General features: G+C 41.5%; 18 protein-coding genes and 1 pseudogene. 5 read left to right on the plus strand and 14 right to left on the minus strand.

Annotated elements, in window-relative coordinates; all coding sequences use genetic code 11:
• The first annotated feature begins 117 nt into the window (after positions 1-117).
• A complete protein-coding gene (locus ACTNDS_RS05560) occupies positions 118-1347 on the plus strand; it encodes an iron-containing alcohol dehydrogenase (protein WP_441034289.1) in 1230 nt (409 codons plus the stop codon).
• On the plus strand, positions 1344-2723 hold the full coding sequence (locus ACTNDS_RS05565) for an aldehyde dehydrogenase (RefSeq protein ID WP_441034291.1): 1380 nt from the start codon (positions 1344-1346) through the stop codon (positions 2721-2723). Before ACTNDS_RS05560 ends, ACTNDS_RS05565 begins: the two co-directional genes overlap by 4 nt.
• 15 nt (positions 2724-2738) lie before the next feature.
• Here ACTNDS_RS05565 and rsmH read toward each other — a convergent pair whose 3' ends face one another.
• From rsmH to ACTNDS_RS05625, 12 genes and pseudogenes are all read right to left on the minus strand, one after another.
• The gene (rsmH, locus tag ACTNDS_RS05570) at positions 2739-3791 is read right to left on the minus strand and encodes a 16S rRNA (cytosine(1402)-N(4))-methyltransferase RsmH (protein WP_441034293.1); all 1053 of its coding nucleotides are present in this window, start codon (positions 3789-3791) and stop codon (positions 2739-2741) included.
• Between the two features lie 72 nt (positions 3792-3863).
• Positions 3864-4571 carry a GTP pyrophosphokinase gene (locus tag ACTNDS_RS05575; protein WP_441034501.1) on the minus strand — a complete coding sequence of 236 codons (708 nt, stop codon included), beginning with the start codon at positions 4569-4571 and terminating at the stop codon, positions 3864-3866.
• A 235-nt stretch (positions 4572-4806) separates the two neighbouring features.
• Positions 4807-6066: a 2-iminoacetate synthase ThiH gene (gene thiH, locus ACTNDS_RS05580; RefSeq protein ID WP_441034295.1), complete on the minus strand. Its 1260-nt coding sequence runs from the start codon at positions 6064-6066 to the stop codon at positions 4807-4809.
• 14 nt (positions 6067-6080) lie between these two features.
• Positions 6081-6845, minus strand: a complete 765-nt coding sequence (locus ACTNDS_RS05585) for a thiazole synthase (protein ID WP_019161954.1) — start codon at positions 6843-6845, stop codon at positions 6081-6083.
• Between the two features lie 43 nt (positions 6846-6888).
• Positions 6889-7083 (minus strand): sulfur carrier protein ThiS, encoded by a 195-nt coding sequence (gene thiS / locus ACTNDS_RS05590; protein WP_019161955.1) that lies wholly within the window; start codon positions 7081-7083, stop codon positions 6889-6891.
• A 253-nt stretch (positions 7084-7336) separates the two neighbouring features.
• Complete coding sequence (locus tag ACTNDS_RS05595; RefSeq protein ID WP_441034298.1) at positions 7337-10462, minus strand: DEAD/DEAH box helicase family protein; 3126 nt, start codon at positions 10460-10462, stop codon at positions 7337-7339.
• 233 nt (positions 10463-10695) lie between these two features.
• Positions 10696-10962 (minus strand): annotated as a pseudogene (locus tag ACTNDS_RS05600) (hypothetical protein); the annotation flags it as partial.
• Positions 10963-10987: 25 nt separating this feature from the next.
• Positions 10988-11719: a Fic family protein gene (locus ACTNDS_RS05605; RefSeq protein ID WP_441034300.1), complete on the minus strand. Its 732-nt coding sequence runs from the start codon at positions 11717-11719 to the stop codon at positions 10988-10990.
• Between the two features lie 12 nt (positions 11720-11731).
• Complete coding sequence (locus ACTNDS_RS05610; protein WP_441034302.1) at positions 11732-12823, minus strand: restriction endonuclease subunit S; 1092 nt, start codon at positions 12821-12823, stop codon at positions 11732-11734.
• Between the two features lie 20 nt (positions 12824-12843).
• Positions 12844-14349, minus strand: a complete 1506-nt coding sequence (locus ACTNDS_RS05615) for an N-6 DNA methylase (protein WP_441034502.1) — start codon at positions 14347-14349, stop codon at positions 12844-12846.
• 1 nt (position 14350) lies between these two features.
• Entirely contained in the window at positions 14351-15406 is a 1056-nt protein-coding gene (locus ACTNDS_RS05620) for a Fic family protein (RefSeq protein ID WP_441034303.1), read from the minus strand.
• 170 nt (positions 15407-15576) lie between these two features.
• Positions 15577-16254 (minus strand): DUF4317 family protein, encoded by a 678-nt coding sequence (locus tag ACTNDS_RS05625; protein ID WP_441034503.1) that lies wholly within the window; start codon positions 16252-16254, stop codon positions 15577-15579.
• A gap of 231 nt (positions 16255-16485) precedes the next feature.
• Between ACTNDS_RS05625 and ACTNDS_RS05630 the strand changes: the two genes are divergently transcribed.
• Positions 16486-17157 (plus strand): restriction endonuclease, encoded by a 672-nt coding sequence (locus tag ACTNDS_RS05630; RefSeq protein WP_441034304.1) that lies wholly within the window; start codon positions 16486-16488, stop codon positions 17155-17157.
• A 143-nt stretch (positions 17158-17300) separates the two neighbouring features.
• Here the strand turns inward: ACTNDS_RS05630 and ppdK are convergent, their stop codons facing one another.
• Both ppdK and ACTNDS_RS05640 read right to left on the minus strand, forming a co-directional pair.
• Entirely contained in the window at positions 17301-19931 is a 2631-nt protein-coding gene (ppdK, locus tag ACTNDS_RS05635; RefSeq protein WP_118520338.1) for a pyruvate, phosphate dikinase, read from the minus strand.
• A gap of 263 nt (positions 19932-20194) precedes the next feature.
• The gene (locus ACTNDS_RS05640) at positions 20195-21451 is read right to left on the minus strand and encodes a 6-phosphofructokinase (protein WP_303243260.1); all 1257 of its coding nucleotides are present in this window, start codon (positions 21449-21451) and stop codon (positions 20195-20197) included.
• A gap of 325 nt (positions 21452-21776) precedes the next feature.
• Here ACTNDS_RS05640 and ACTNDS_RS05645 point away from each other — a divergent pair, with 325 nt between their 5' ends.
• On the plus strand, positions 21777-22655 hold the full coding sequence (locus ACTNDS_RS05645; protein ID WP_441034306.1) for an aldose 1-epimerase family protein: 879 nt from the start codon (positions 21777-21779) through the stop codon (positions 22653-22655).
• A 120-nt stretch (positions 22656-22775) separates the two neighbouring features.
• A complete protein-coding gene (locus ACTNDS_RS05650) occupies positions 22776-23648 on the plus strand; it encodes a homocysteine S-methyltransferase family protein (protein ID WP_441034308.1) in 873 nt (290 codons plus the stop codon).
• Positions 23649-23757 lie beyond the last annotated feature (109 nt).

Raw genomic sequence — 23757 nt, forward strand, 5'->3', positions numbered from 1 at the left:
TAATTTTGATTATCAAAATATATTGACTTTTCTTTTTTACCTTGTTATATTTTTCTGAAGTAACTGCTGTCCGGCAGTCTGCAAAACAGCAGGCTGCCCCCAAGAAAGGAATTATCCATGAACACTCTCAGAAAAATATATTGCAGGGCTTTTCAGAAAGCTTTTCACATTGCAATTCCCTTTTTACCTTACAGAAAACCTAAAATCGCAGGAAGCGTCAAAGAACTCCCTGAAATCATCATGCGCCACAAATGCACTCATGTATTGATCATTACAGATGGCGGTATCATGAAACTTGGACTTACCAGAAGACTGGAAAAAGCTTTAAAAGAGGCTGGCATTCCCTATACTATTTATGATAAAACAGTTGCCAACCCTACTACTGTCAATGTCCGCGAAGCCCTGGAGCTTTACCATAGGGAAGGCTGTGATGCCATCATCGGTTTCGGCGGCGGTTCCAGCATGGACTGTGCCAAGGCAGTCGGTGCCTGTACGGTCAAACCTAATCAGTCTCTGGCTCAGATGAAGGGAATCCTGAAGGTACATAAGAAGCTTCCTCTTCTCATGGCAGTTCCAACCACTGCCGGAACAGGAAGTGAGACTACGCTCGCCGCTGTGATCACAGATGCAGACACCAGATATAAATACGCAATCAACGATTTCCCGCTGATTCCCCGCTATGCTGTGTTGGATCCTAAGGTTACCTTAAGCCTGCCCCCATTTATCACCGCAACTACAGGTATGGATGCCCTGACTCACGCAGTGGAGGCATACATCGGCAATTCCACCACCATTGATACACGCAGGGATGCATTAAAAGCGGTAAAACTGATTTTTGAAAATATAGACATTGCCTATGAGCATGGCGATAATATTCAGGCAAGACGAAATATGCTCCACGCCTCCTTCTATGCAGGCTGTGCTTTTACCAAATCCTATGTAGGATATGTTCATGCAGTGGCTCATTCCCTGGGCGGACAGTACAACGTTCCCCATGGACTTGCCAATGCCATTCTGCTGCCGCTGGTGCTTAGGGAATATGGCTCCTGCATTGACAAAAAGCTCCATAAACTTGCCATTGCAGCAGGACTTGCAGATAAAAATACACCGGACCATGAAGCAGCAGAGCTTTTTATCCAGGCAATTGAAGAAATGAAAGAGCGATTTGGAATCGTAAATATTGTAAATGAAATTCAGGAAACAGATATCCCCAAGCTTGCCCATTATGCAGATAAAGAGGCCAATCCTCTGTATCCTGTGCCGAAGCTTATGGATGCCTCTGAACTGGAGAAATTTTATTACATGCTGATGTCTCTGACTTCTAAAAAAGGAGATTGTGTATTATGACAGAAACAGAAATTAAAGAAATCGTTCAGAAACAGCGCAGCTATTTTTACACAGGTGCCACCCTACCGGTAGAAAAAAGGCTGGATGCCTTAAAAAACTTAAAGACCTGTATTCAGAAATATGAACCACTGATCAATGAAGCACTGAAACGTGATCTTGGAAAAAGTAACTTTGAATCCTATATGTGCGAAGTGGGACTTGTGCTCTCAGAACTCAGCTATATGATCCGCCATACACCTTCCTATGCAAAAGAAAAAGCAGTACTGACACCCCTTGCCCAGTTCGCTTCCAGAAGCTATAAGAAGCCATCTCCTTATGGTGTAGTCCTGGTTATGAGCCCATGGAATTATCCCTTCCTGCTCACTATTGATCCGCTGATCGATGCGATTGCAGCCGGAAATACAGTTGTGCTGAAGCCAAGTGCCTACTCTCCTCACACCAGCCGGGTGATTGAAACCATTATCACCGAATGTTTTGATCCCCAGTATGTGGCTGTGGTAAACGGCGGACGTGCGGAAAATAACACTCTTCTCAATGAACATTTTGACTATATTTTCTTTACAGGAAGCCAGCATGTTGGCAGGGAAGTAATGGCAAAAGCATCTGTACATCTGACTCCGGTTACCCTGGAGCTGGGCGGAAAAAGCCCCTGCATTGTGGAGAAAAGTGCCAACCTGAAACTCGCGGCCAGAAGAATTGTATTTGGAAAATATCTTAACTGTGGTCAGACCTGTGTAGCACCTGATTATATTTACTGCCACAGAGAAATCAAGGATGAACTGATCCGCCAGATTCAGAAACAGATCAGAAAACAGTTTGGTTCCGCACCTCTGAATAATAAAAATTATGGAAAGATTATTAATGAAAAGCACTTTACTCGTATCTGCACTCTAATCGATCCCGACAAGGTAGTCTGCGGCGGTGACAGCAATCCGGAAACTCTTCAGATTGCTCCTACTGTTATGGACAATGTAACCTTCGAGGATGCAGTAATGCAGGAGGAAATCTTCGGTCCTGTGCTTCCTGTGCTGACCTATGATTCCCTGGATGAGGCCATCGAAAAGGTCAACTCCATGGCACATCCTCTGGCATTATATATCTTCACCTCCGACAAAGAAGCTGCGGAAAAAGTTACTTCCCAATGCGGATTCGGAGGCGGATGCATCAATGATACCATCATCCATCTGGCAACCAGTGAGATGGGATTTGGCGGCTTTGGCGAAAGCGGAATGGGTTCCTACCATGGCAAAGACGGTTTTCATACTTTCTCCCACTATAAGAGTATTGTAGACAAAAAAACATGGCTGGATCTGCCAATGAGATATCAGCCATATAAAAAAATTTATGAAAAATTATTGAGAAAGTTCCTGAAATAAGGAACTTTCTCTATGTCAGCACTTCACTGCCCAACGCATTTTTGTAGATCTGGCCCTTCCATTCTGAGCACATTCCCGGGCGGATGGACGAACCACATCTTTTGCATAATCTGAGTAAATTCCCTCTCTGTATCCTTCCTTCAGAGCTTTCTTTACCAGCTTGTCCTCTCCGGAATGGAAGGTAAGGATTGCCACTCGTCCGCCTGGTTTCAAAGCATCCGGAAGCTTCTCCATAAATTCATAAAGAACTTCAAACTCATGGTTTACATCAATACGCAGTGCCTGAAAAACTCTCTGACAGGTCTTTTTAACTGTATCCTTTTTCTCCTTTTCCGGAAGAAAATCCAGAGTTTTCTCAATTATCTGGCGAAGCTTTGTGGTTGTGTCTATACGTTTTCCCTTGCGAACCTCATCTGTAATAGCCTTAGCAATCTCTTCGCAATAAGGTTCATCGGAATTCTCATAAAGCATCCCTGCCAGCTCATCTCTGGTGATAGTATCCAGACGCTGGGCAGCACTGATTCCGCTCTCCTGATTCAGTCTCAGATCCAGCGGCCCATCCACTTTAAAAGAAAAACCTCTTTTGGGATTATCAATCTGCATAGAAGAAACACCCAGGTCAGCCAGAATAAAATCAAAACCTCCTACCTCTCTGGCAATTTCATCAATTGTGCAGAAATTCTGAAGGCGCACAGTAAGCAGATCCTCACCAAAGCCCAGCTCTGCCAGACGTTTTTTTGTTTTGGCAGATTCCTCAGGATCCACATCTGTAGCATAAATGTGGCCTTTGCCCTCCAGACACTGGAGCATGGCTTTAGTATGGCCGCCATACCCTAAGGTTGCATCAAAGCCGATTTCCCCCGGTTGGATTTTCAGGAAATCAAGAATTTCCTGTACCATAATGGAGATATGCATTCCTGCCGGAGTATTTCCCTTCTGGATCACATGTTCAATGGTATCTTTATATTTCTCAGGCTGAAGCTCCTTATACTTTTCCTCAAATTTTCTGGGATATTTTCCTTTGTAGCGAACGCGCCTCTTGTGTGGGGTCTGTGATTGATTTTCCATAATTTTCCTTTCAACGTACTCTCTTTTATTTTGTATTTCTTTGCAAATATTCAGCAGTCTGTACTTTTAGGGCTACTCTCCGAATTTACTGACCAGCTGATTTCTGATCTCCTGCATCCGTTCATCCAGCTGGGCACTTTGGGTAGCGCAGGCAAGAAGCTCTTCCTGCAGCTGCTGTGCCTGATCCTCGGGGATATCTTTTTTGTAACGCAGCTTATGCTCCAGACTCGCCCAGAAATCCATGGCAATCGTGCGGAACTGTACCTCCACATTTACCATCTTTTTATTTTTCTGCAGAAAGATCGGTACCTGTACGATCAGATGAAGACTGCGGTAGCCACTTGGTTTAGGATTTTTTATATAATCTTTCTTCTCGATCAGTACAATATCATCCTGCTTCAGGAAACTGTCTGCCAGCTCATAGATATCCTCCGGGAAAGAACAGATCACCCGGACACCTGCAATGTCTTTAATATTTTCTTCTATGGAAGCCAGAGACATGGGGATATTTTTTCTCCTGATCTTACGCACCAGACTGTCATAGGATTTGATCCTTGTTTTAATGCCTTCAATAGGATTTTTATCGTATTCCAGAGAATATTCCTGGTTCAATACCTTGAATTTTGTCTCAATCTCCATAATCGCACACTGATAATAAGACATGAGCAGATCAAAGGGTTTTTTATTCTTTTGAATTAATTCCAAAAACTCATCCGACAGCAGATTTTTTCTGATCAGTTCATCTCTCCTGGCTTCCATCCGGCTCTTTCCCTCTGTCATTAACTCTTCAAAATTCTTCAAATGATTGTCCTCTCTTACAATTAAGTATTTCCATATATTTTAACATCTTATTTTCTCTCTGACATCATAGGTATCAGTATACCATATTTTTGTCCCAATGTCACTGTTCACAGCCAATCTCCGGATTTCATTCAAAAAACAGCAGTATCATCGGCTAAATGCCAGATCATCCTGCTGTTCTTATAATTTTTAATCTATCTGTCTGATAGTCTTGTTACACATATATATAATCGTTCAGAACCGGCTGCAGACCTCCCTGTTCCATATCCTGGTACATAGAAGCAAAGGACCGGGAATCATTGATCTCGAACTGTTCATCCCCTGCATCTGCATCTTCCTTACCCTCATATTTTTCTTCATGATCGCCAATGCCGGTAGATACCCCTGCTGATACTTTCGTAGCACAGATTTTTGTAATGCCATTTCGAAAAACAGCACTTTCCCGGCTGGACACGGTAATTCCTGCAAACGGAAGAAACAGCCTGTAGGCACATAATACCTGGCAAAGCTCTTTCTCTCCCACATCTCTGGGATTGATCTTATCATTATTTACAATAGGACGCAGACGGGGACAGCTTAAAGAAAGCTCTGCATGAGGATATTTTCGGTTGATGTAATATACATGGAGAGCAGTTGCCAGTGCATCCTTCCGGAAATCATCCAGTCCCAGAAGAGCAGAAAAGCCTGCACCTCTCATTCCGCCCATCAATGCACGTTCCTGGGAATCAAACCGATATGGCCATACACGCTTGTGCCCCATCAGATGCAGTGTTTCGTATTTATCCGTATTATAGGTTTCCTGAAAAACAGTTACATAATCCACACCACATTCATGGAGATATCTGTATTCCTCTACATTGACCGGATAAATTTCGATCCCTATATTTTTGAAATATTTCCGTGCGATCTTAACCGCCTCTCCAATATAAGAAACATCTGAATATGCCCTGCTCTCACCGGTAAGGATAAGTATTTCTTCCATTCCTGTCTCTGCAATGACCTGCATCTCATGTTCAATTTCTTCATAGGTCAGTTTTTTTCTGCGTATATTGTTGTAGCAGTTGAAGCCGCAATAAATACAGTAATTCTGACAGTAATTGGCAATATAAATAGGAGTAAAAATGTAAACTGTATTTCCAAAATGATTCTTTGTCAGTTCCTCTGCCTTTCTTGCCATCTGTTCCAGATAGGGTGCAGCCGCCGGAGATAACAATGCCTTAAAATCCTCTATGGTGCATGTTTCATGAGAAAGAGCCCTCTCAACATCATTGGCTGTATACAGATTATAATCATACTCATCCATAGCCTTCAGCACCTTGTCTTTGATATCCGATTCTATTACCTGCATTCCGTCCATATATTTCATATGGTCTGTACGGAAGGACGGATCCTGTTCCAGACGGTGCTTTCTTTCCAGGGCTGCAGGCGGAAGCTTGTCACTGTCTACAAAATATACCTGATTTTCTTCGTTCATGACTTTCTTCCCTCCTATCGCAAAAAGCCCGTCAGCGGATCTGACGCACTTCCGCCTCTCGCAAGCACTCTTCCCATTCCTGTAAGATATGCTTTTCTTCCTGCCTGAATTGCAAGCTTAAAGGCTTCCGCCATATCCGGTATATTTCCTGCAGTGGCAATGGCTGTATTGGCCATGATCGCAGCAGCTCCCATTTCCATTGCTTCACATGCCTGGGAAGGCTTTCCGATTCCTGCATCCACGATGATCGGCAGATCAATTTCATCGATCAGGATCTGGATCATTGCTTTTGTTGCCAGTCCCTTATTGCTTCCAATAGGAGAAGCAAGAGGCATTACAGCAGCTGCCCCTGCATTCTGCAGATCTCTCGCCACATTCAGGTCCGGATTCATATACGGCAGCACTACAAAGCCTTCCTTTGCCAGAATTTCTGTTGCCTTTATGGTTTCCTGGTTATCCGGAAACAGATATTTTGCATCACGCATGATCTCTATTTTAACAAAGTCACCACATCCCATTGCTCTGCTCAGTCGCGCGATCCTGACAGCCTCCTCTGCATTTCTGGCACCTGAGGTGTTAGGAAGCAGTGTAACTCCCTTGGGGATATAGTCCAGTATATTTTCACTTTCACTTGTATTTGCACGGCGCAGCGCAAGAGTGATAATCTCTGCCCCACCCTGTTCTACAGCAGCTTTGATCAGATTCAGATTATATTTTCCTGAGCCCAGAATAAAACGGCTCTTAAATTCTTTCCCACCTAATATCAGTTTATCTTCCATTTTGTTCTCCTCGTTATTTAGTCATTGTTATTTTTTGTCCTTTTCAGCCTCCGCCTACAAATCTCAGCACTTCAATGGAATCCTCTTCCTGAATTGTCACATTTCCAAGTTCATCCCTGGGAACAATCTCCAGATTTCGTTCCACGACTACCTTATCCGGCTCAAATCCTGAAGTTTTTAGATATTCCAGAAGATTTCTTCCGGCAATCGCTTTCTCTTCTCCGTTGATCCTTACCAATGTGCAAGTCTCCTTTCTTTGGTCTGACACCTTCTTCCCGACAGCCTCCCTCTTTATCTGTGCAGCTGCTGTCCGGAATATTTATAATAAACGTCAAAAAAGCGCCGGACGATACAATCCCAGTATCATCCGGCGCCTGAAATATTCTGCGAAAAGTGGTGCCCCCAGTTCACAAAGAATAGGGTATCATATTTTTAGTTGGTTGTAAAGAATAACTTTGAGGGTTGATTTGCAGACAAATCTACTGACAAATTTACGCAGCAAGAGCATTAGCATTAACCTGCTCTATGGTTTTTCTGATTCCCAGCCATACATTTAAATCCGTAAATATGTCCACAATACTGCCCTGGTCCGTAAAAGGTGATTCCTGAAGAACCGAGAGATCCTTCAGCATCCCATTATGTACAATATATTCCACAATCTGATTCACAAAATAAATCTGTCTGCTGTCCAGGCAGGTATCATCCAGATATTGTGCAAAGGCAGCCTTAGCAGCATTCATGTCAAGTCCTACAATCTCACGCACAAATTCTCCAAGTGGTTTTTTTCCGTATTCTGCCTCATAATCCTGCTTAGTTCCCACTTCGCTCCACAGAATTTTTTCCAGTGTTCTTACGTCATTACTGTCTAAAGGAATATTGGTTTTTAGCTTCGCTATCACTGCATTGTCCAGATATCCTCCGTGAAGGATTTTATCTATCAGTTCTGCCTGCATCATAATTTCCGGAATATTAGAAATTCCTGCCAGTGCAGAAACCTTCTTCAGCAGGTCCTTTCGACCACGTCCATATTTCTTTTCTGCCAGATACGCCAGTTCAATTCCATACAGAAGAGCATCAAAACGCAAAGCTTTCGCATCATCATTTTCAGGTCTGATCAATGGAGATAATTCGTCCCGCACTGCCAGAGTGTCCTCATAAGTAAGAACCTTATAATTTTCTTCAACAGCATAAATATCCACATATTTTAAGTGCTGACGCACCGCAAAATTTTCTCGGTTTAACTCCTGCACCTTTCCAGCCATATGCTCTACCAGAGATTTACGATAGGTAATCAATCGTTCTGTCTGATAAGCGGCTCCCTGCAATTTATAGGCAATCTCAAATTCCAGTTGAAAAATTGCTCCCTGAAGCGCGATCATATTTGCAGTGGCACGTCCCTTATTCATACGGAAGAACTCAAAATTTCCACAGAAATCAAAAATATAGAATTTCTGCTTATCCTCTCCATCCAACAGAGCCGGGCACAAACGGGTACCTCGCCCAATCATCTGCCAGAATTTTGCTTTACTCATAACCTTTTTAAAAAATACCAGATTCAAAACTTCCGGCACATCAATTCCCGTGTCCAGCATATCTACAGAGATTGCTATCTGAGGAAGCTTCTTCGGATCCGAAAACTCATCAATCGCACTCTGTGCATACTTCAGGCGATTATCAATCACCATGGCATATCCTGTCAAATGTGGATATTCTTTTCCGAACACCTCATATACTTTCTCTGCATGACGGTGATTTTTCGCAAAAATAATGGTCTTTCCAATCTTGTTTCCATAATCTATCTTTAATCCGTTCGTCATCAGGATATGTAAAACCTTCTTTATGGTGTCCTCATTAAAAAGCCATTCATTTAATGCTGCCGAGCCAATACTGTCCGGCATTTCACCGTTTTCATCCTCAAAGGTATCCTCATAGGCTTCCTTATCTTCCGGAGATAATTCATCATATACAATTCCATGCTCTATAAATTTCAGTGTAGTCTCCACAGACATAAAGTCAACCAGATAACCATCCTTTACTGCCTGCGCAAGCTCATAGCCATAAGTAGGGACACCGTTCTCCAGTTCAAAGATTTCATAGGTATTTTTATCAATTTCATCTTTTGGAGTAGCTGTCAGCCCAATCAGCGGAGCGTCAAAATAATTAAAAATATCCCTGTATTTATTGTAAATGGAACGATGTGCTTCATCACAGATCACCAGATCAAAATGTCCGCAGGTAAACAATTTTCCCTCTTTGTCCTGAATCGTATCTATACAGTTTATCATGGTCTGATAAGTAGAAAAAACACAATGAGCTGCATAGTTATCTTTCTCTTCGCACAAATTTGTAACAGATAAATCCGGCAGCAAATTGACAAAGCTTCGCTTAGCCTGTGTTACCAGTGAATTACGATCTGCCAGGAAAAGAATATTTTTTACCCATCCCTGCTCTGACAATACCTTACAAAGTGCAATAACTGTACGTGTCTTTCCCGAACCTGTAGCCATAACAAGGAGAGCTTTTCTGCGATTTCTGGTGTCAAAACTGTCACAGACAGCCTTAATCGCAGCCTCCTGATAATATCGTCCTGCTATATTTTTGTCTATGGAAATCTGTCCCAGACCTGAGCGCATCTGTCTGAGATTAAACAATTTTTCCAGATCCCGTTTGGAATAAATTGCTGCAATTTTTCTCTCCGGATACTGGTTATCACAGATACGAACATCAAAACCATTGGTAAGAAATACCACCGGTCTTATGCCTTGTTTCTGCTCAATCAGATCAGCATAAAGCTTCGCCTGCTGCCTGCCCTTTGCCACATCTGCACAGGTTCTCTTGGCTTCTATTACAGCCAGGATCTTACCATCATCACCAAGGAGAACATAATCTGCATATCCGACCTGTGACTTATTTGGCATACCCGGAATCCTGTATTCATTTATCCAGTTCTGTCCCTCAGTCCATCCTGCATCCTGCAGCATAGAATCAATGTAGATCTTTCGGGTTTCATATTCTGAAATATCCAGTGGTTTAGTCACGTATGTCTGCTGCTGTTCTTCACGACGGGCAGTCAGTTCTTCCCTCAGAGCCGCATTTTCCTTTAACAATTGTTCCAGTTTCAGATCAGTTTCTGACTGACCAGCCTGATCGCCGACCGGCTGACTAACTGACTGATCCGCTGTATGAGCAGAGTTTTCCTGCAGTAATGTAAAATCATAATTGCTGACAGTGTAATGATCTGCGTAACAATAAGCAACAAAATCCAGAAAAATATATAGATTTTGCAGACACAATTCTGCCTGTTCTTTCTTTACTTTCTGACCGGTATGGGCTGCAAAATTACCTGTTTTGCGTATAAATTCCATACGTTTCAAAAGATCTGCATCAATAATATCCCTGAATTCATCTGTACTCATCAGACTAACCAGTCTGTCATCCCATGGCATGACAAGGGCACTGTCCACAGAATATATCCATTTGACAGCAAATTCCATTGCCCGTCTGCAGTTAAGCACAGATGCTGCATAATCAAACTGAAAAATCCTTTCCGCAGAGATTGCTACATCTGCAAAATCTTTAAACTTTGGTTCATTTTTCAGGAAATCAAAATTAGTCATACTGACACCTCCCGAATCTTATGTGTTTTCACCCTGGGATGCAGGGGAATTGTAGGGTTGAAATTTTATACAATTTAGATTTGTTGACTTGGTGGACAAAATCTGCAAATTCATTCTGTAAATCAAGTGGAGGCTGATATATGTTAAAATCTAATACATCTTTCTGATTAATGCTTGCTTGGTTTACAGATTTTTTTGCATGATTAACAATCTGATCATATATAAACTGACTAATCATCTATTTTTTCGCTGATAAAAGAACTATAAACCTTGATTAGCGCATCAACTATCTCAATTTTCTCGCTGGCAGCTACTTGTTTTATCAAGCGTTTATATACTTTTCCAATATCCCAATGAGAAGGAATTGAATATTTGCATTCCTTTACATTATCGAACGTCCCTATTGGTATGTGTGCCTCTGCAATAAAATCTTCACTGACCTGATCAATATTATCACAATGATACACATCTGCCAGATCATAGATTTTCTCCAGACGTTTTAATGCATTTTTCGTACAAAATGCATTATCCCATAAAATATTTACATTGCTGATAATATTCCTCAGCTTCTTTCTGCATTAATGAGACAAGCTTGTCTACTTTCTGCTCTTCTCTGTATTGTTTAAGTCCATCAATATATTGACTTCGATTCTCATCCAATACAATGAATGGAAGAATATCCGGGTTCTTTAGACTTTCCCGAAACATGATCATCCTTCCGGTTCTTCCATTTCCATCCTGAAAAGGATGAATCGCCTCATATCTGGCGTGAAATTCTGCAAGAGTTTCCATATTTTTATTCTGTTCCCTGTACCACTTTAGTAATTGGTTCATTTCCATCTCAACATCCTGTGGCAACGTTGTTCGATACATCCCTACCATATTTGGACGCTTTTTATAATCACCAATTGCATATCCATTCGCTCTGTCTTCGAATACTCCGGTCTTTAATTCATAATGCAGATGTTTGATTAGTTCCGGTGTCAACTCTTCATCAAGGGTATCAAGCATGTAATTGAACATAAGAAAATGGCCATTCATTTCTTCAACATCTTTGGCTCTGTAATAGTCATCACTTTGAGGTAATGTTCCATTGTCAAAGAGAGAGGCTGTCTGTTCCGAAGTAAGTGTGCTTCCTTCAATTTTATTGGAATTATATGCCATGGCACGCTGTGTGTAAGCATATACACCAGATCTGTCAAAGCGTTTCCGTTCAATTATAAATCTCTCAACCAACCATTGTTTGTAATCCTTCACAAATCTTCCCTCCTACCCGAAATATTCCTGCATTAACGAATCAAATAGCATCTGGGTTTTGTTCAATGCTTTTTGAATTGCAACTTTAGATTTGTTGACCTGTTCTACAAGTGCATAATATCTATCTTGTACTTCTATCGGTGGCTTAATAATCTCAAAACTAGATACTATCGGAACATTAAGATTTGGCATTGTTTGTCCCACAGCCATATCTTCTATTGTTTTCTTAAATGATGGGAACGATATTGTTTTTTGAATGTAATCTGCAGTAACGTCTCCTTTAGTCCTTATAAGAATGCTTCCAGTTCCACACAAAAAACCTTCTTCTGAAACAACAGCACACCTGCCCATCTCACCTCTTCTTCCCATTACTACATCTCCTGTTTTTAACTGATACGCCGACAATTCTTTATATTTTTCATCCGAAATTGTCAGTTTATTATCTGGAGAAATCCTACCATCGACAATATGAGATGGATTAAGTAGCGGATGTCCGCCTACTATATAATCTTCCTTATGTAACAACGAACCAAAAGGACCTATTTTTATATCTGCTAAATCAGAAAGTGCAACTTTATCGTACCCATACGGATTAGAAACCGGATCACCAAACATCTCGACAAATCGGGCTTTAACAAGATCATCCAATAACTGTAATTCCTGTTTCCTTAATTTTATTACTTTCTCTGTTTTTTTCAATTTATTAACTATATCCCTTTGTTCTTCACGAGAACAAAGCATGATATAGATTTTGTCCATTCCCTGTCTTGTGATTTGTGGCTGCGCAGAGCCACTAATAACATTTTTAAAATCATAATGTTTAAGACAATAATATAAGTATTCTATTTCAATATCATTTTTTAAATCATCCAAACACATTGCATTTCCTGTAACATATGCTTTTGGAACCGTAATATTTATTGAACCACACGTTGCCCCTCTACACGTAACAGTTACAACCGGATTCTCGTGATTATACTCATTATAATAACCAATTATTCCATTTGCCCCATAAACCGGATATCCCTCATTCAGCAAATCGCTCGTTGGAATAGTTTTCCATTGCTTGGGGCTACATATATCTGATAATTTTACTTTTTCCATCCACATCATCCCAACAAACCTCAATTTAACCCTAACAGTTCTTCCAACGCCTGCATTTCTTCTCCAATTTTCATCTCAATTTCATGCAGTTCTGTCATGATTTCCTGTGTTGATGGGTATTCTACTGGTACATATTCGATTTCTTTGTATTTGTTAATGCTCAGGTCATAGCCATTTTCTGCAATTTCTTCTTTTAGCACAAAGAAACTCTGATCTGTGCGTTTACGGTCAGTCTCTTTATCCAGGTTTCTGAAACGCTCTATGATATCCGGAATGTCATTTTCCTTCGTTTCTGTTCTCTTATCATCAAGGCTAAAACCATCCGCTTTCATATCATAAAACCAGACTTTATCAGTTCCACCATGTCCGGTTTTAGTAAAAATCAAAATAGCTGTAGATACTCCTGCATATGGTTTAAACACGCCGGAGGGCATGGAAATCACTGCTTCCAGACGGTTTTCTTCTACCAGGGCTTTTCTTATGGCTTTATGGGCAGTTGAGGACCCAAACAGCACTCCGTCCGGTACAATACATGCACATCTCCCACCAATTTTCAGCATACGGATAAACAGTGCAAGAAACAGTAATTCTGTTTTCTTTGTTTTACATACTTTCAATAAATCTGTACTTACAATATCGTAATCCAGACTTCCCTTAAATGGCGGATTAGCCAGAATCAGGCTGTATTTTTCCTTATCTGTATTTTGATCAGACAGGCTGTCTCTGTACTCAATATATGGATTTTCCACACCATGGGTCATCATGTTCATTGCACCGATTCGAAGCATGGTTCTGTCCATATCATAACCATGGAACATGTGATTCATATAATGTTCCTTGTTTTGTCTGTTAAAAAGAACCTCCTGCTTTTTTTTATCTCGCAAATATTCACTTGCAGCAACCAGAAAACCAGACGTACCGCACGCCGGATCACAGATGATTTCATCTGCCTTAGGGTCCATCATTTCCACCATCATTCGGATAATGTGCCTCGGTGTACGGAACTGACCATTTACGCCTGCCGTAGCAAGTTTTGAAAGCAGATATTCATATACATCGCCTCGGGTGTCTGCCGACTTAATTTGTTCCATCTGCTCATAAATGGCATCCATAGTCGTCACAATCTTATCCAGCATCAAAGGAGTCGGTACTTTAAAAATGGCATCTCCCATATATTTGGAATAGGCACTTTCCTTATCTCCATGGAGATTTTTTATAAATGGAAATACCCACTCTTGCATAGTGCTATACATTTTTGCAGCAGGAAAATCATGAAAAGTACTCCATTTTAACTGGCTTCCATCAATTTTCCGGTCTCCGATCTGTATTTCTCCGGCAAATATACTCTTATGTGGCAGACCAAGCATTGCCGCCTCTTTTGCATGGACATTGTCTGCATCATCCAGATCGCGGATAAACATCAGATAGGTCATCTGCTCAACTACATCCAACGGATTAGTCAGTCCTCCTGTCCAGAATATTTCCCATAAATTATCTATTTTACTTTTTAATTCTCCGGTAACCATATCATTCGTTCTCCCTGTTCCAGACATAAGAAGTATATCTTCCCCCGCCTATTTTTATTATCTGATTGTTCTTTAGTAATTCGTTCAGCGTTCGCTGTATGGTTGTCTGACTGATTTCCGGACATTGAGCTGCAATTTCCGCTTTTGTAATCCTGCCATAGGAGTTTCTGATAATTTCTCCAATACGATCAGATTTTGAAATTGTTTTGTCCGTAAGAATCTCCACCCTGTCCGCAAATTCCCGGTAGGCAGCAACTATAATCCCTAACATATATTTCACAAAGGGAGCATAATCATTTCTGCCTTCATGCCACTCCCATGAGCTTTCCTGCAAAGCTTCATAATAATTCTCTTTTGTGTCTGATATCAGTCTTTCAATACTAATATACTGACCAACATAATATTCCGACTTATACAAAATCAATAAAGTCAGGAGACGGCTCATTCTTCCGTTTCCACCATTAAATGGATGAATGCAAAGAAAATCCAATATAAACATCGGAAGCAACAGCAGTATATCCATAAACTGCTTATTGACAGCATCCTTAAATGCATTGCATAAATCATTGACTGTTTCTGCTGTTTCCCATGCCGGAACCGGCTGAAATCTCACTCTTTTCGTTCCATCCGGAAGTTCTTCTGCGATCACATTATCCACAGACTTAAAATTCCCACCGTATCCATTGCCACTAAATTTATACAAATCTCTGTGCAGCTGCAGAATCATATTTGAACTAACAGGAATATATTCATAGTTTTCATGAATCGTTGCCAGAACATCCCTGTATCCGGCAATTTCTTTTTCACTCCTTGTCTTTGGCAATGTTTTCTCACGGACAATTTTCTTCAGCCGATCATCCGTTGTTATAATTCCCTCGATTCTGTTAGACGCTTCCGTACTTTGTATTCTGGCAATCTCCAGCAGTTCTGACAGTAATTCCTTTTGTATATTATCTGCGGAATACCGGCCTCTGTATTCATGTATCTGAGCAATATATGATACAATATCAGGAGTAAGCAATTTGCTGTATTCTTTCTCAAAATCAAAACTTCTCATCAATTATCCTCTCCGCATGTAATATCATTGTCTTGCTCCCATTTTATCATTAATTTAGTCATCACGCAATTTAATTTAGTCATTCATACACAAAATGACTAAATTAAATTGCGTATGGTCTAATTAAGATTTATCTATCGCATTCCTCATAAATAAGCACCTTGTTCAGATTATTGCCCTATTATCCTGTTCAAAAATCCTTCGTCCGGATACTCCGGAATTTCGAAGAATACATCTATTTTCCCAGGTTCTGCGGAACGGTCTTCAAAGGCCGGGAAAATAAAGCCGCATTTTGGAGTTCCGGCATTGTAATCTTTATCTACCGGAGCCACCACACAGATCAGAAAACTGTATATTTCTTCTGACTCCCACTGTTCGCTGTGGTCTGAGCCTTTCTTGGGGATATCATATATTCCATGATAAATATAAATTCCAAACTCCTGTCCCTGCAGACGGTTTATTTTATCCGAAGAATCTTTTGTATCACAGATTCCCTCTGCAAGCTGTTCACAGAGAGTCTGAACCAGAAGATCATCTTTTAATCCGTATTGCGATAATGCCATCAGAAGTTTATGAACGCTGTCATATGCCATATCCCCTTCAGGGAATTTATAACATTTTAACTGTTCATTTGTTTTGGAAAAAGGAATGGTTTTCGCAAGATCCAGATTTACCTGCTGATCATGTTTGCTCATATTTTTGAAGCTTACATTGAAGGTATTATCTATGTATCCCTCGTCATCTATATATGCTCCTGCTGCACGCACAAAGCAGTTTCTGGATAATGTCATCCTGCGGGTTAATTCCAGCATATCATTTCGGTTGATCTTTGTATCTTTTTTATTCATCAAAATGGTTCCATCCTCCCAAAAGCTTTTCTTGTATGGTCAGTATATCATACTTCTGTCCCAATTCCCATCTGCCACACAGATAAAAATACAATAAACACTTGTTCTTTTCTTTCCGACATGCTATTCTTAACTCTGCTTAAGTACTTAAGTTGACATGTCACAATATATTCCCACATATTTTGATTATAATACACTTAAGATTCTATACAACATACAGGAGACTAACACATGGATGGATATGAATTCGAGTATCAGTGTGCAAAAATATTAAGGCAGAAACATTTTTCAAAAATAGAAGTGACCAGAAGCTCCGGAGATCAGGGTGTGGATATTATTGCTTTTAAGCATAGAAAAAAATATGGCATCCAATGCAAATATTATACATACCCGGTTGGAAACAAGGCAGTACAGGAGGCCTATGCAGGTGCCAATTTTTATGACTGTGATAAGGCTATGGTAATGACAAATACAACCTTTACACGGTCTGCTACCCAGCTTGCAGAGAAGCTGGAAGTAGAATTATGGCCCAACTGCCCTACTACTCCTTTTTATGGGCTACTGTTTAAAATCATAAGATTATTAAATACAGTTCTTTTTCTTTATGCAATGCTGACCCTCCTTGCTTCGAAGCCTGAATTCAATTTTATTCACCTTCCGGTTACCCTGGATACCATAACACTGATGGTTGTCCTTACTGCCTCTGCCTTGGGAATCTTCGGCTGGCGTTTCTCTCTGTGTAATCTGATCACTGCCGGAGCATATTTTTATCTTGCACTCCATATGTTTATTCTGCCGGTATATGCAAAAACAGGCAGCTACACCTACACACATCTGCTTTCCCTGATTCCCGCCTGCGTGTATCTGCTTCACGCAGAATGGGTAAAGATACATAAGCCCTGAGCAAAAGAATACTGTCCTGAATTCCTCATATCAATAATGTCACAAAAAAGACCTTGAAGAATTGTATTTCTACAATTCTCCAAGGTCTGATTTTACGTTTGGACACTTTCATGCCTGTGCATGAATCTATATTTTTATGCTAATTATGCATTCTTCTCAGCGATAGCTGCCTGTGCTGCTGCAAGACGAGCGATCGGCACACGGAATGGTGAGCAGGATACATAGTTAAGACCAATCTTGTGGCAGAATTCTACAGAAGACGGATCTCCACCATGCTCGCCGCAGATACCTACGTGAAGGTTCGGGTTAACCGGTTTACCGAGTTCGATAGCCATCTTCATCAGCTTGCCAACGCCAACCTGATCCAGTTTTGCAAATGGATCGTTCTCGAAGATCTTAGCGTCATAGTATGCGTTGAGGAATTTACCTGCATCATCACGGGAGAAGCCGTATGTCATCTGAGTAAGGTCGTTTGTACCGAAGCAGAAGAAGTCTGCTTCTTTAGCGATCTCATCAGCTGTAAGAGCTGCTCTCGGGATCTCGATCATTGTACCAACTTCATACTGAAGGTCAGAACCAGCGGCTTTGATCTCAGCATCAGCTGTCTCAACTACGAATTTCTTAACATATTTAAGCTCTTTTACATCGCCAACAAGTGGAATCATGATTTCCGGTTTGATTGTCCAGTCCGGATGAGCTTTCTTAACTTCGATTGCTGCGCGGATAACTGCTGTTGTCTGCATCTTAGCGATTTCAGGATATGTTACAGCAAGACGGCATCCACGATGTCCCATCATCGGGTTGAACTCATGAAGAGAAGCGATGATAGTCTTGATCTGCTCTACAGTTTTGCCCTGAGCATCTGCAAGTTTCTTGATGTCAGCTTCATCTGTAGGAACGAACTCATGAAGAGGCGGATCCAGGAAACGGATAGTAACAGGGTTACCTTCCAGAGCTTCAAAGAGACCTTTGAAGTCATCCTGCTGATATGGAAGAACTTTTTCAAGTGCTTTCTCTCTCTCTTCTGCTGTTTCGGAGCAGATCATTTCACGGAATGCATCGATACGTCCCTCACCGAAGAACATATGCTCTGTACGGCAAAGACCGATACCTTCTGCACCAAGCTCTACAGCTTTCTTAGCATCTGCAGGAGTATCTGCGTTTGTACGAACTTTCATTGTTCTGTACTTGTCAGCCCATGCCATGATGCGTCCGAACTCACCAGCGATTGTAGCGTCTACAGTCGGGATGATTCCGTCGTAGATGTTACCGGTTGTACCATCGATGGAGATGAAGTCTCCTTCGTGGAATTCTTTACCAGCAAGTGTGAATTTCTTGTTTTCTTCGTCCATAGCGATATCACCGCATCCGGATACACAGCACTCACCCATACCACGGGCAACAACTGCTGCGTGAGATGTCATACCACCACGAACTGTCAGGATACCCTGAGCAGATTTCATACCTGTGATGTCTTCTGGAGATGTCTCAAGACGTACAAGTACGACTTTCTCTCCTCTTTCAGCCCATTCAACAGCGTCATCAGCTGTGAATACGATCTTACCGCAAGCAGCTCCAGGAGAAGCGCCAAGGCCTTTACCCATTGGTGTAGCAGCTTTCAGAGCAGCAGCATCAAACTGTGGGTGAAGAAGAGTATCAAGGTTACGTGGGTCGATCATAGCTACAGCTTCTTCTTCTGTTCTCATTCCCTCATCAACAAGGTCACAAGCGATCTTTAAAGCAGCCTGAGCTGTTCTCTTACCATTACGTGTCTGAAGCATATACAGTTTACCATGCTCTACAGTAAACTCCATATCCTGCATATCTCTGTAGTGTTTTTCAAGTGTTTCGCAAACCTGTTTGAACTGTACGAATGCTTCCGGGAATTTCTGTTCCATTTCGGAGATATGCATAGGTGTACGAACACCGGCAACAACGTCTTCACCCTGAGCATTTGTAAGGAATTCACCAAACAGACCGTTAGCTCCTGTAGCAGGGTCACGTGTGAAGGCAACACCTGTACCACAGTCATCACCCATGTTACCAAATGCCATCATCTGTACGTTAACTGCAGTACCCCAGGAATATGGGATATCGTTGTCACGACGATATACATTTGCACGTGGGTTGTCCCATGAACGGAATACGGCTTTGATAGCACCCATTAACTGTTCCTTAGGATCAGTTGGGAAATCAGCACCGATTTTTGCTTTATATTCAGCTTTGAACTGTTCTGCTAACTCGTGAAGGTCTTCTGCTGTAAGTTCAACGTCCAGCTTAACACCTCTGTCAGCTTTCATCTTATCGATAAGTTCTTCGAAATATTTCTTTCCGACTTCCATAACTACGTCAGAGTACATCTGGATGAATCTTCTGTAGCAGTCCCATGCCCAACGAGCATTGCCGGATTTTTCAGCAAGTACGTTAACAACGTCTTCGTTTAAACCAAGGTTCAGGATAGTATCCATCATACCTGGCATAGAAGCTCTCGCACCAGAACGAACGGAAACAAGCAGAGGATTTTCTTTGTCACCGAATTTCTTTCCGGTAACTCCTTCCATTTTGGTGATTGCTTCCATGATCTGAGCCATGATCTCATCATTGATCTGTCTTCCGTCTTCATAGTACTGAGTACAAGCTTCAGTTGTGATTGTGAAGCCCTGCGGTACAGGAAGACCAAGGTTTGTCATTTCAGCAAGGTTAGCACCTTTACCACCCAGAAGGTTTCTCATATTAGCGTTACCTTCTGTAAACATGTAAACCCATTTTGCCATTTTACATTTTCCTCCTAATTATTGTTCTTTTATAACTATTCAGTATTCGATTGTGAAGTAACTGAACAGCCACACCTTTCGCACATAAGTAAATAAATATATGTTTCTTATACGCACATAATTATTTTATAGAGTTTGTATCGTTTCGTCAAGGTTATTCTGCTAAAATTAGCTAATTTTTTTATACATTCTGCATAATATGATTTATTTTATCATTCCTCTTATTGTCAAGGTTTTTACTGTCCTTTATTATGGTCTGTCTGTTATTTTTTTCTTCCCTTTTTCACGTTCAGTACCAGATGTCTCGGCATACCATTTACCATAATAGGCTGATAATCTCCCTGGATCAGTGGTTTGATGTAATCCACAAAATCTTTGGTTACATTTGTAGCATCTTTATTCATCCATTCTCTCGGAACAAGTTTCTCCTCATTTGCGATTCTGTGTACATCGTAGATACCTGTAGCCGCCATGTACGGATCATCGGAAACACGATCGATAACAACCATCTTGCCTGTATCTCCTTCGTCAGCAGCCTTTACTGCAGCACCGCCTACCATAAATGCTTCATCAATATCTACTCTGGATGCCATATGGGAAGCACTTCTCTGTAATGTGGAAAGTTCAACAGCTCTTGTCTTGCATCCGCACTCTGCTGCCAGAAAGTTTGCCAGATAAGTGGCTGTTCCCTGAAGCTGTTTATGTCCGAATGCATCCACATAGTCTCCCACGCTTCCAAGCTCACATACATATCTTCCGTCTGCCAGCTTGATTCCCTCGGAAACTGCGATTACAATAGATGCTTTTTTATTCAGAAGATCTTTTACTTTTGCAAGGAATTTGTCAACATCAAAAGGGACTTCCGGCAGATAGATCAGATCCGGTCCGTCGCAGTCCTCAGATTTTGCCAGTGCCGTGGCACCTGTAAGCCATCCGGCATTACGTCCCATAATTTCCATGATCGTGATCATATTTTTCTTATAGGTAAGTCCCAGTGCATCGCGGATCACTTCTTTTGTGGATGCGCCGATATATTTGGCAGCACTTCCGAATCCGGGTGTATGGTCTGTCAGCGCCAGATCATTGTCGATTGTTTTCGGAACACCCAGGAATTTCTGGGTCTGCCCTGTAAGGATTGCATAGTCGGACAGCTTTTTGATGGTATCCATGGAATCATTTCCGCCGATATAGATGAATGCGTAAATATCCAGTTTATTCAAAATTTCGAAGATTTTCTCATAGATTGCTTTATCTTCATGAATCTCAGGAAGTTTGTAGCGGCAGGAGCCTAAGAATGCAGATGGTGTACGCTTCAGAAGCTCAATATCCAGTTCTGAATGTATCTGTGTGGAAAGATCAATATACTGTTCATCCAGAAGTCCCTGGATTCCGTGAAGCATGCCATATACTTTATCAAATCCACGCTCAATAGCATTTTTATATACTCCTGCAAGACTTGAATTGATAACTGCTGTAGGACCTCCGGATTGTCCGACAATGATATTTCTTTTTTTCGCCATAATAATGACCTCCTGTTCTTTCGCCCCATTTCCGATGGTATTTTTGACGGTATGGGCTAGTGCATTTTGGTAGATTGTAACAAATATATTCGTTTTCGTCAATATATTCTATCATTTTATACATATTTCGCAATTCGTTCCACATTATTTATCAGCAATAAGCACTGTAAGCTTCTGCATTTTTCAGCATTATTTTTGTAAATTTTATAATTCCGGCAGATTCTGTTTGTGCTTCCTGTTTTCCTGTGCTATACTTTTTTGTAGAATTGTGAGGTCAGCAAATCGCGGAGCAATTCGTGGATATCAAATTAAGGAGGATTTACAAATGATTCATTCCATAGAAAATGATTATCTGAAAATTTCTGTAGACGACCATGGTGCTGAGCTCTGCAGTATCTATGACAAGATACATAGCAGAGAAGTGCTCTGGCAGGCAGACCCGGCTTACTGGAATCGCCACGCACCGATTCTTTTCCCAAATGTGGGACGTTTTTATAAAGACCACTACCGCATTAACGACAGGGAATATCCTGCAAAGCAGCATGGATTTGCCAGAGACAGCGAATTCACCTGCCTGGATATGACAGCAGATTCCATCACCCATGTACTGAAGGCTTCCGATGCCACCATGGAAATTTATCCGTTTGATTTCGAATTAAAGGTTAAACATGTACTGGACAAAAATCAGGTCTGCGTCTGCTGGGAAGTAACCAGCCACAGCGAGGAGCCCATGTACTTTACCATCGGCGGACATCCTGCTTTCAATGTACCGGCAGAAGGTATCGGTTCCAAGGAAGAGTATCATCTTACCTTTGACGGTCAGGATTCCCTTTCTTATCTCCTGATAACTGACGATGCATCAGGAACTGCTGCTGCAGACAAGCTTTACACACTGGAATTGGATCACGGCACCTGTCTCATTGATGCGCATATGTTTGACAAGGATGCTCTTATCTTTGATGAGCAGGTAGAAAAAGCCGGCTTTGCTTTCCCGGACGGATCTCCTTATCTGGAGCTGACCTGTCACGGATTTCCAAGCTTCGGCATCTGGTCTGTACCCGGTTCTTCCTTTGTGTGTCTGGAGCCATGGATCGGACGCTGTGATGACTCTGGATTTACCGGTGACCTGTCTGAGAAAAAATATATCAACGTCCTGAATAAAGATGAAATTTTCAATGCATCTTACGAAATAAAAATTTATTAATTCTCCTTCATTTATGCCCAGACCTGTGCTATAATGGCAAAATGATATTTACAATTGTAAAGCTGTAGCGCAGCAGAATAATTGGTAGATATCAAACCGACAACACAGGAGGAAATTCCCATGACAAAAGAAGAATTTCAGAAACTGACGCAGAATGTTGTACTGCTGGACGGAGCTACCGGTTCTAACCTTATGTCTGCCGGAATGCCGAGGGGAATCTGCACAGAGGCATGGATCATGGATCACAAAGAAATTCTGCAGAATCTACAGAAGGCTTATGTGGAAGCAGGAAGTCAGATCGTATACGCGCCTACTTTCGGCGGAAACCGTTACAGTCTTGGGCTTCACGGACTTCAGGATAAGCTTGCGGAAATGAATCATGCACTTGTAAATATTTCCAGAGAAGCAGTGGGACATCAGGTTTATGTTGCAGGTGATATTACCACTACAGGCAAGATGATGGAGCCTGCCGGTGACCTTACCTATGAGATGGCCTACGAAGCATACTGTGAACAGATCCAGGTTCTCGAAGATGCAGGTGTTGATCTGATCGCTGCGGAAACTATGATCAATATTGAAGAAACACTGGCTGCACTGGATGCTGCCGCATCTGTAAGTTCTCTTCCTGTAATGTGTACAATGACCGTAGAAGCTGACGGAAGCATTTTCAGCGGAGGAAATGCTGTGGAGGCTGCGATTGCCCTTGAGGGCGCAGGCGCTGCTGCAGTTGGTATCAACTGTTCTGTAGGTCCTGACCAGCTGGTATCCGTTGTCCGCAATATCAAAGAGAACGTATCTATTCCTGTCATCGCCAAACCCAACGCAGGTATGCCTGTAATTGACGACCAGGGCAACGCTGTTTACAACATGAATGCACAGAATTTCGCAGAACATATGAAAGTTCTGATTGAAAATGGTGCATCTGTGATCGGAGGATGCTGCGGCACCACTCCGGACTTTATCCGTGAAATAAGTAAAATTCTCAGAAGATGATTATTTGCGGCCAGGCAGGTAAACAGTAACATATCTACACCTGGACAAATAATTTTTACTGCAAAAAAGCACATGAGAAGAAAAAAATCTTCTGTCATGTGCTTTTTAT

The organism is Blautia sp. HCP3S3_C12 (genome assembly GCF_052064155.1).
In the GTDB taxonomy this organism is placed as follows: domain Bacteria; phylum Bacillota; class Clostridia; order Lachnospirales; family Lachnospiraceae; genus Blautia_A.

Coding starts and splice junctions, on each gene's coding strand:
- ACTNDS_RS05565 (WP_441034291.1), top strand. CDS start 1,344: ATGACAGAAACAGAAATTAAAGAAATCGTTCAGAAACAGCGCAGCTAT.
- rsmH (WP_441034293.1), bottom strand. CDS start 3,791: ATGGAAAATCAATCACAGACCCCACACAAGAGGCGCGTTCGCTACAAA.
- ACTNDS_RS05575 (WP_441034501.1), bottom strand. CDS start 4,571: ATGACAGAGGGAAAGAGCCGGATGGAAGCCAGGAGAGATGAACTGATC.
- ACTNDS_RS05625 (WP_441034503.1), bottom strand. CDS start 16,254: ATGAATAAAAAAGATACAAAGATCAACCGAAATGATATGCTGGAATTA.
- ACTNDS_RS05585 (WP_019161954.1), bottom strand. CDS start 6,845: ATGGAAGATAAACTGATATTAGGTGGGAAAGAATTTAAGAGCCGTTTT.
- ACTNDS_RS05640 (WP_303243260.1), bottom strand. CDS start 21,451: ATGGCGAAAAAAAGAAATATCATTGTCGGACAATCCGGAGGTCCTACA.
- ACTNDS_RS05645 (WP_441034306.1), top strand. CDS start 21,777: ATGATTCATTCCATAGAAAATGATTATCTGAAAATTTCTGTAGACGAC.
- ACTNDS_RS05620 (WP_441034303.1), bottom strand. CDS start 15,406: ATGAGAAGTTTTGATTTTGAGAAAGAATACAGCAAATTGCTTACTCCT.
- ACTNDS_RS05615 (WP_441034502.1), bottom strand. CDS start 14,349: ATGGTTACCGGAGAATTAAAAAGTAAAATAGATAATTTATGGGAAATA.
- ACTNDS_RS05560 (WP_441034289.1), top strand. CDS start 118: ATGAACACTCTCAGAAAAATATATTGCAGGGCTTTTCAGAAAGCTTTT.
- ACTNDS_RS05650 (WP_441034308.1), top strand. CDS start 22,776: ATGACAAAAGAAGAATTTCAGAAACTGACGCAGAATGTTGTACTGCTG.
- ACTNDS_RS05630 (WP_441034304.1), top strand. CDS start 16,486: ATGGATGGATATGAATTCGAGTATCAGTGTGCAAAAATATTAAGGCAG.
- ACTNDS_RS05610 (WP_441034302.1), bottom strand. CDS start 12,823: ATGGAAAAAGTAAAATTATCAGATATATGTAGCCCCAAGCAATGGAAA.
- ppdK (WP_118520338.1), bottom strand. CDS start 19,931: ATGGCAAAATGGGTTTACATGTTTACAGAAGGTAACGCTAATATGAGA.
- thiH (WP_441034295.1), bottom strand. CDS start 6,066: ATGAACGAAGAAAATCAGGTATATTTTGTAGACAGTGACAAGCTTCCG.
- ACTNDS_RS05595 (WP_441034298.1), bottom strand. CDS start 10,462: ATGACTAATTTTGATTTCCTGAAAAATGAACCAAAGTTTAAAGATTTT.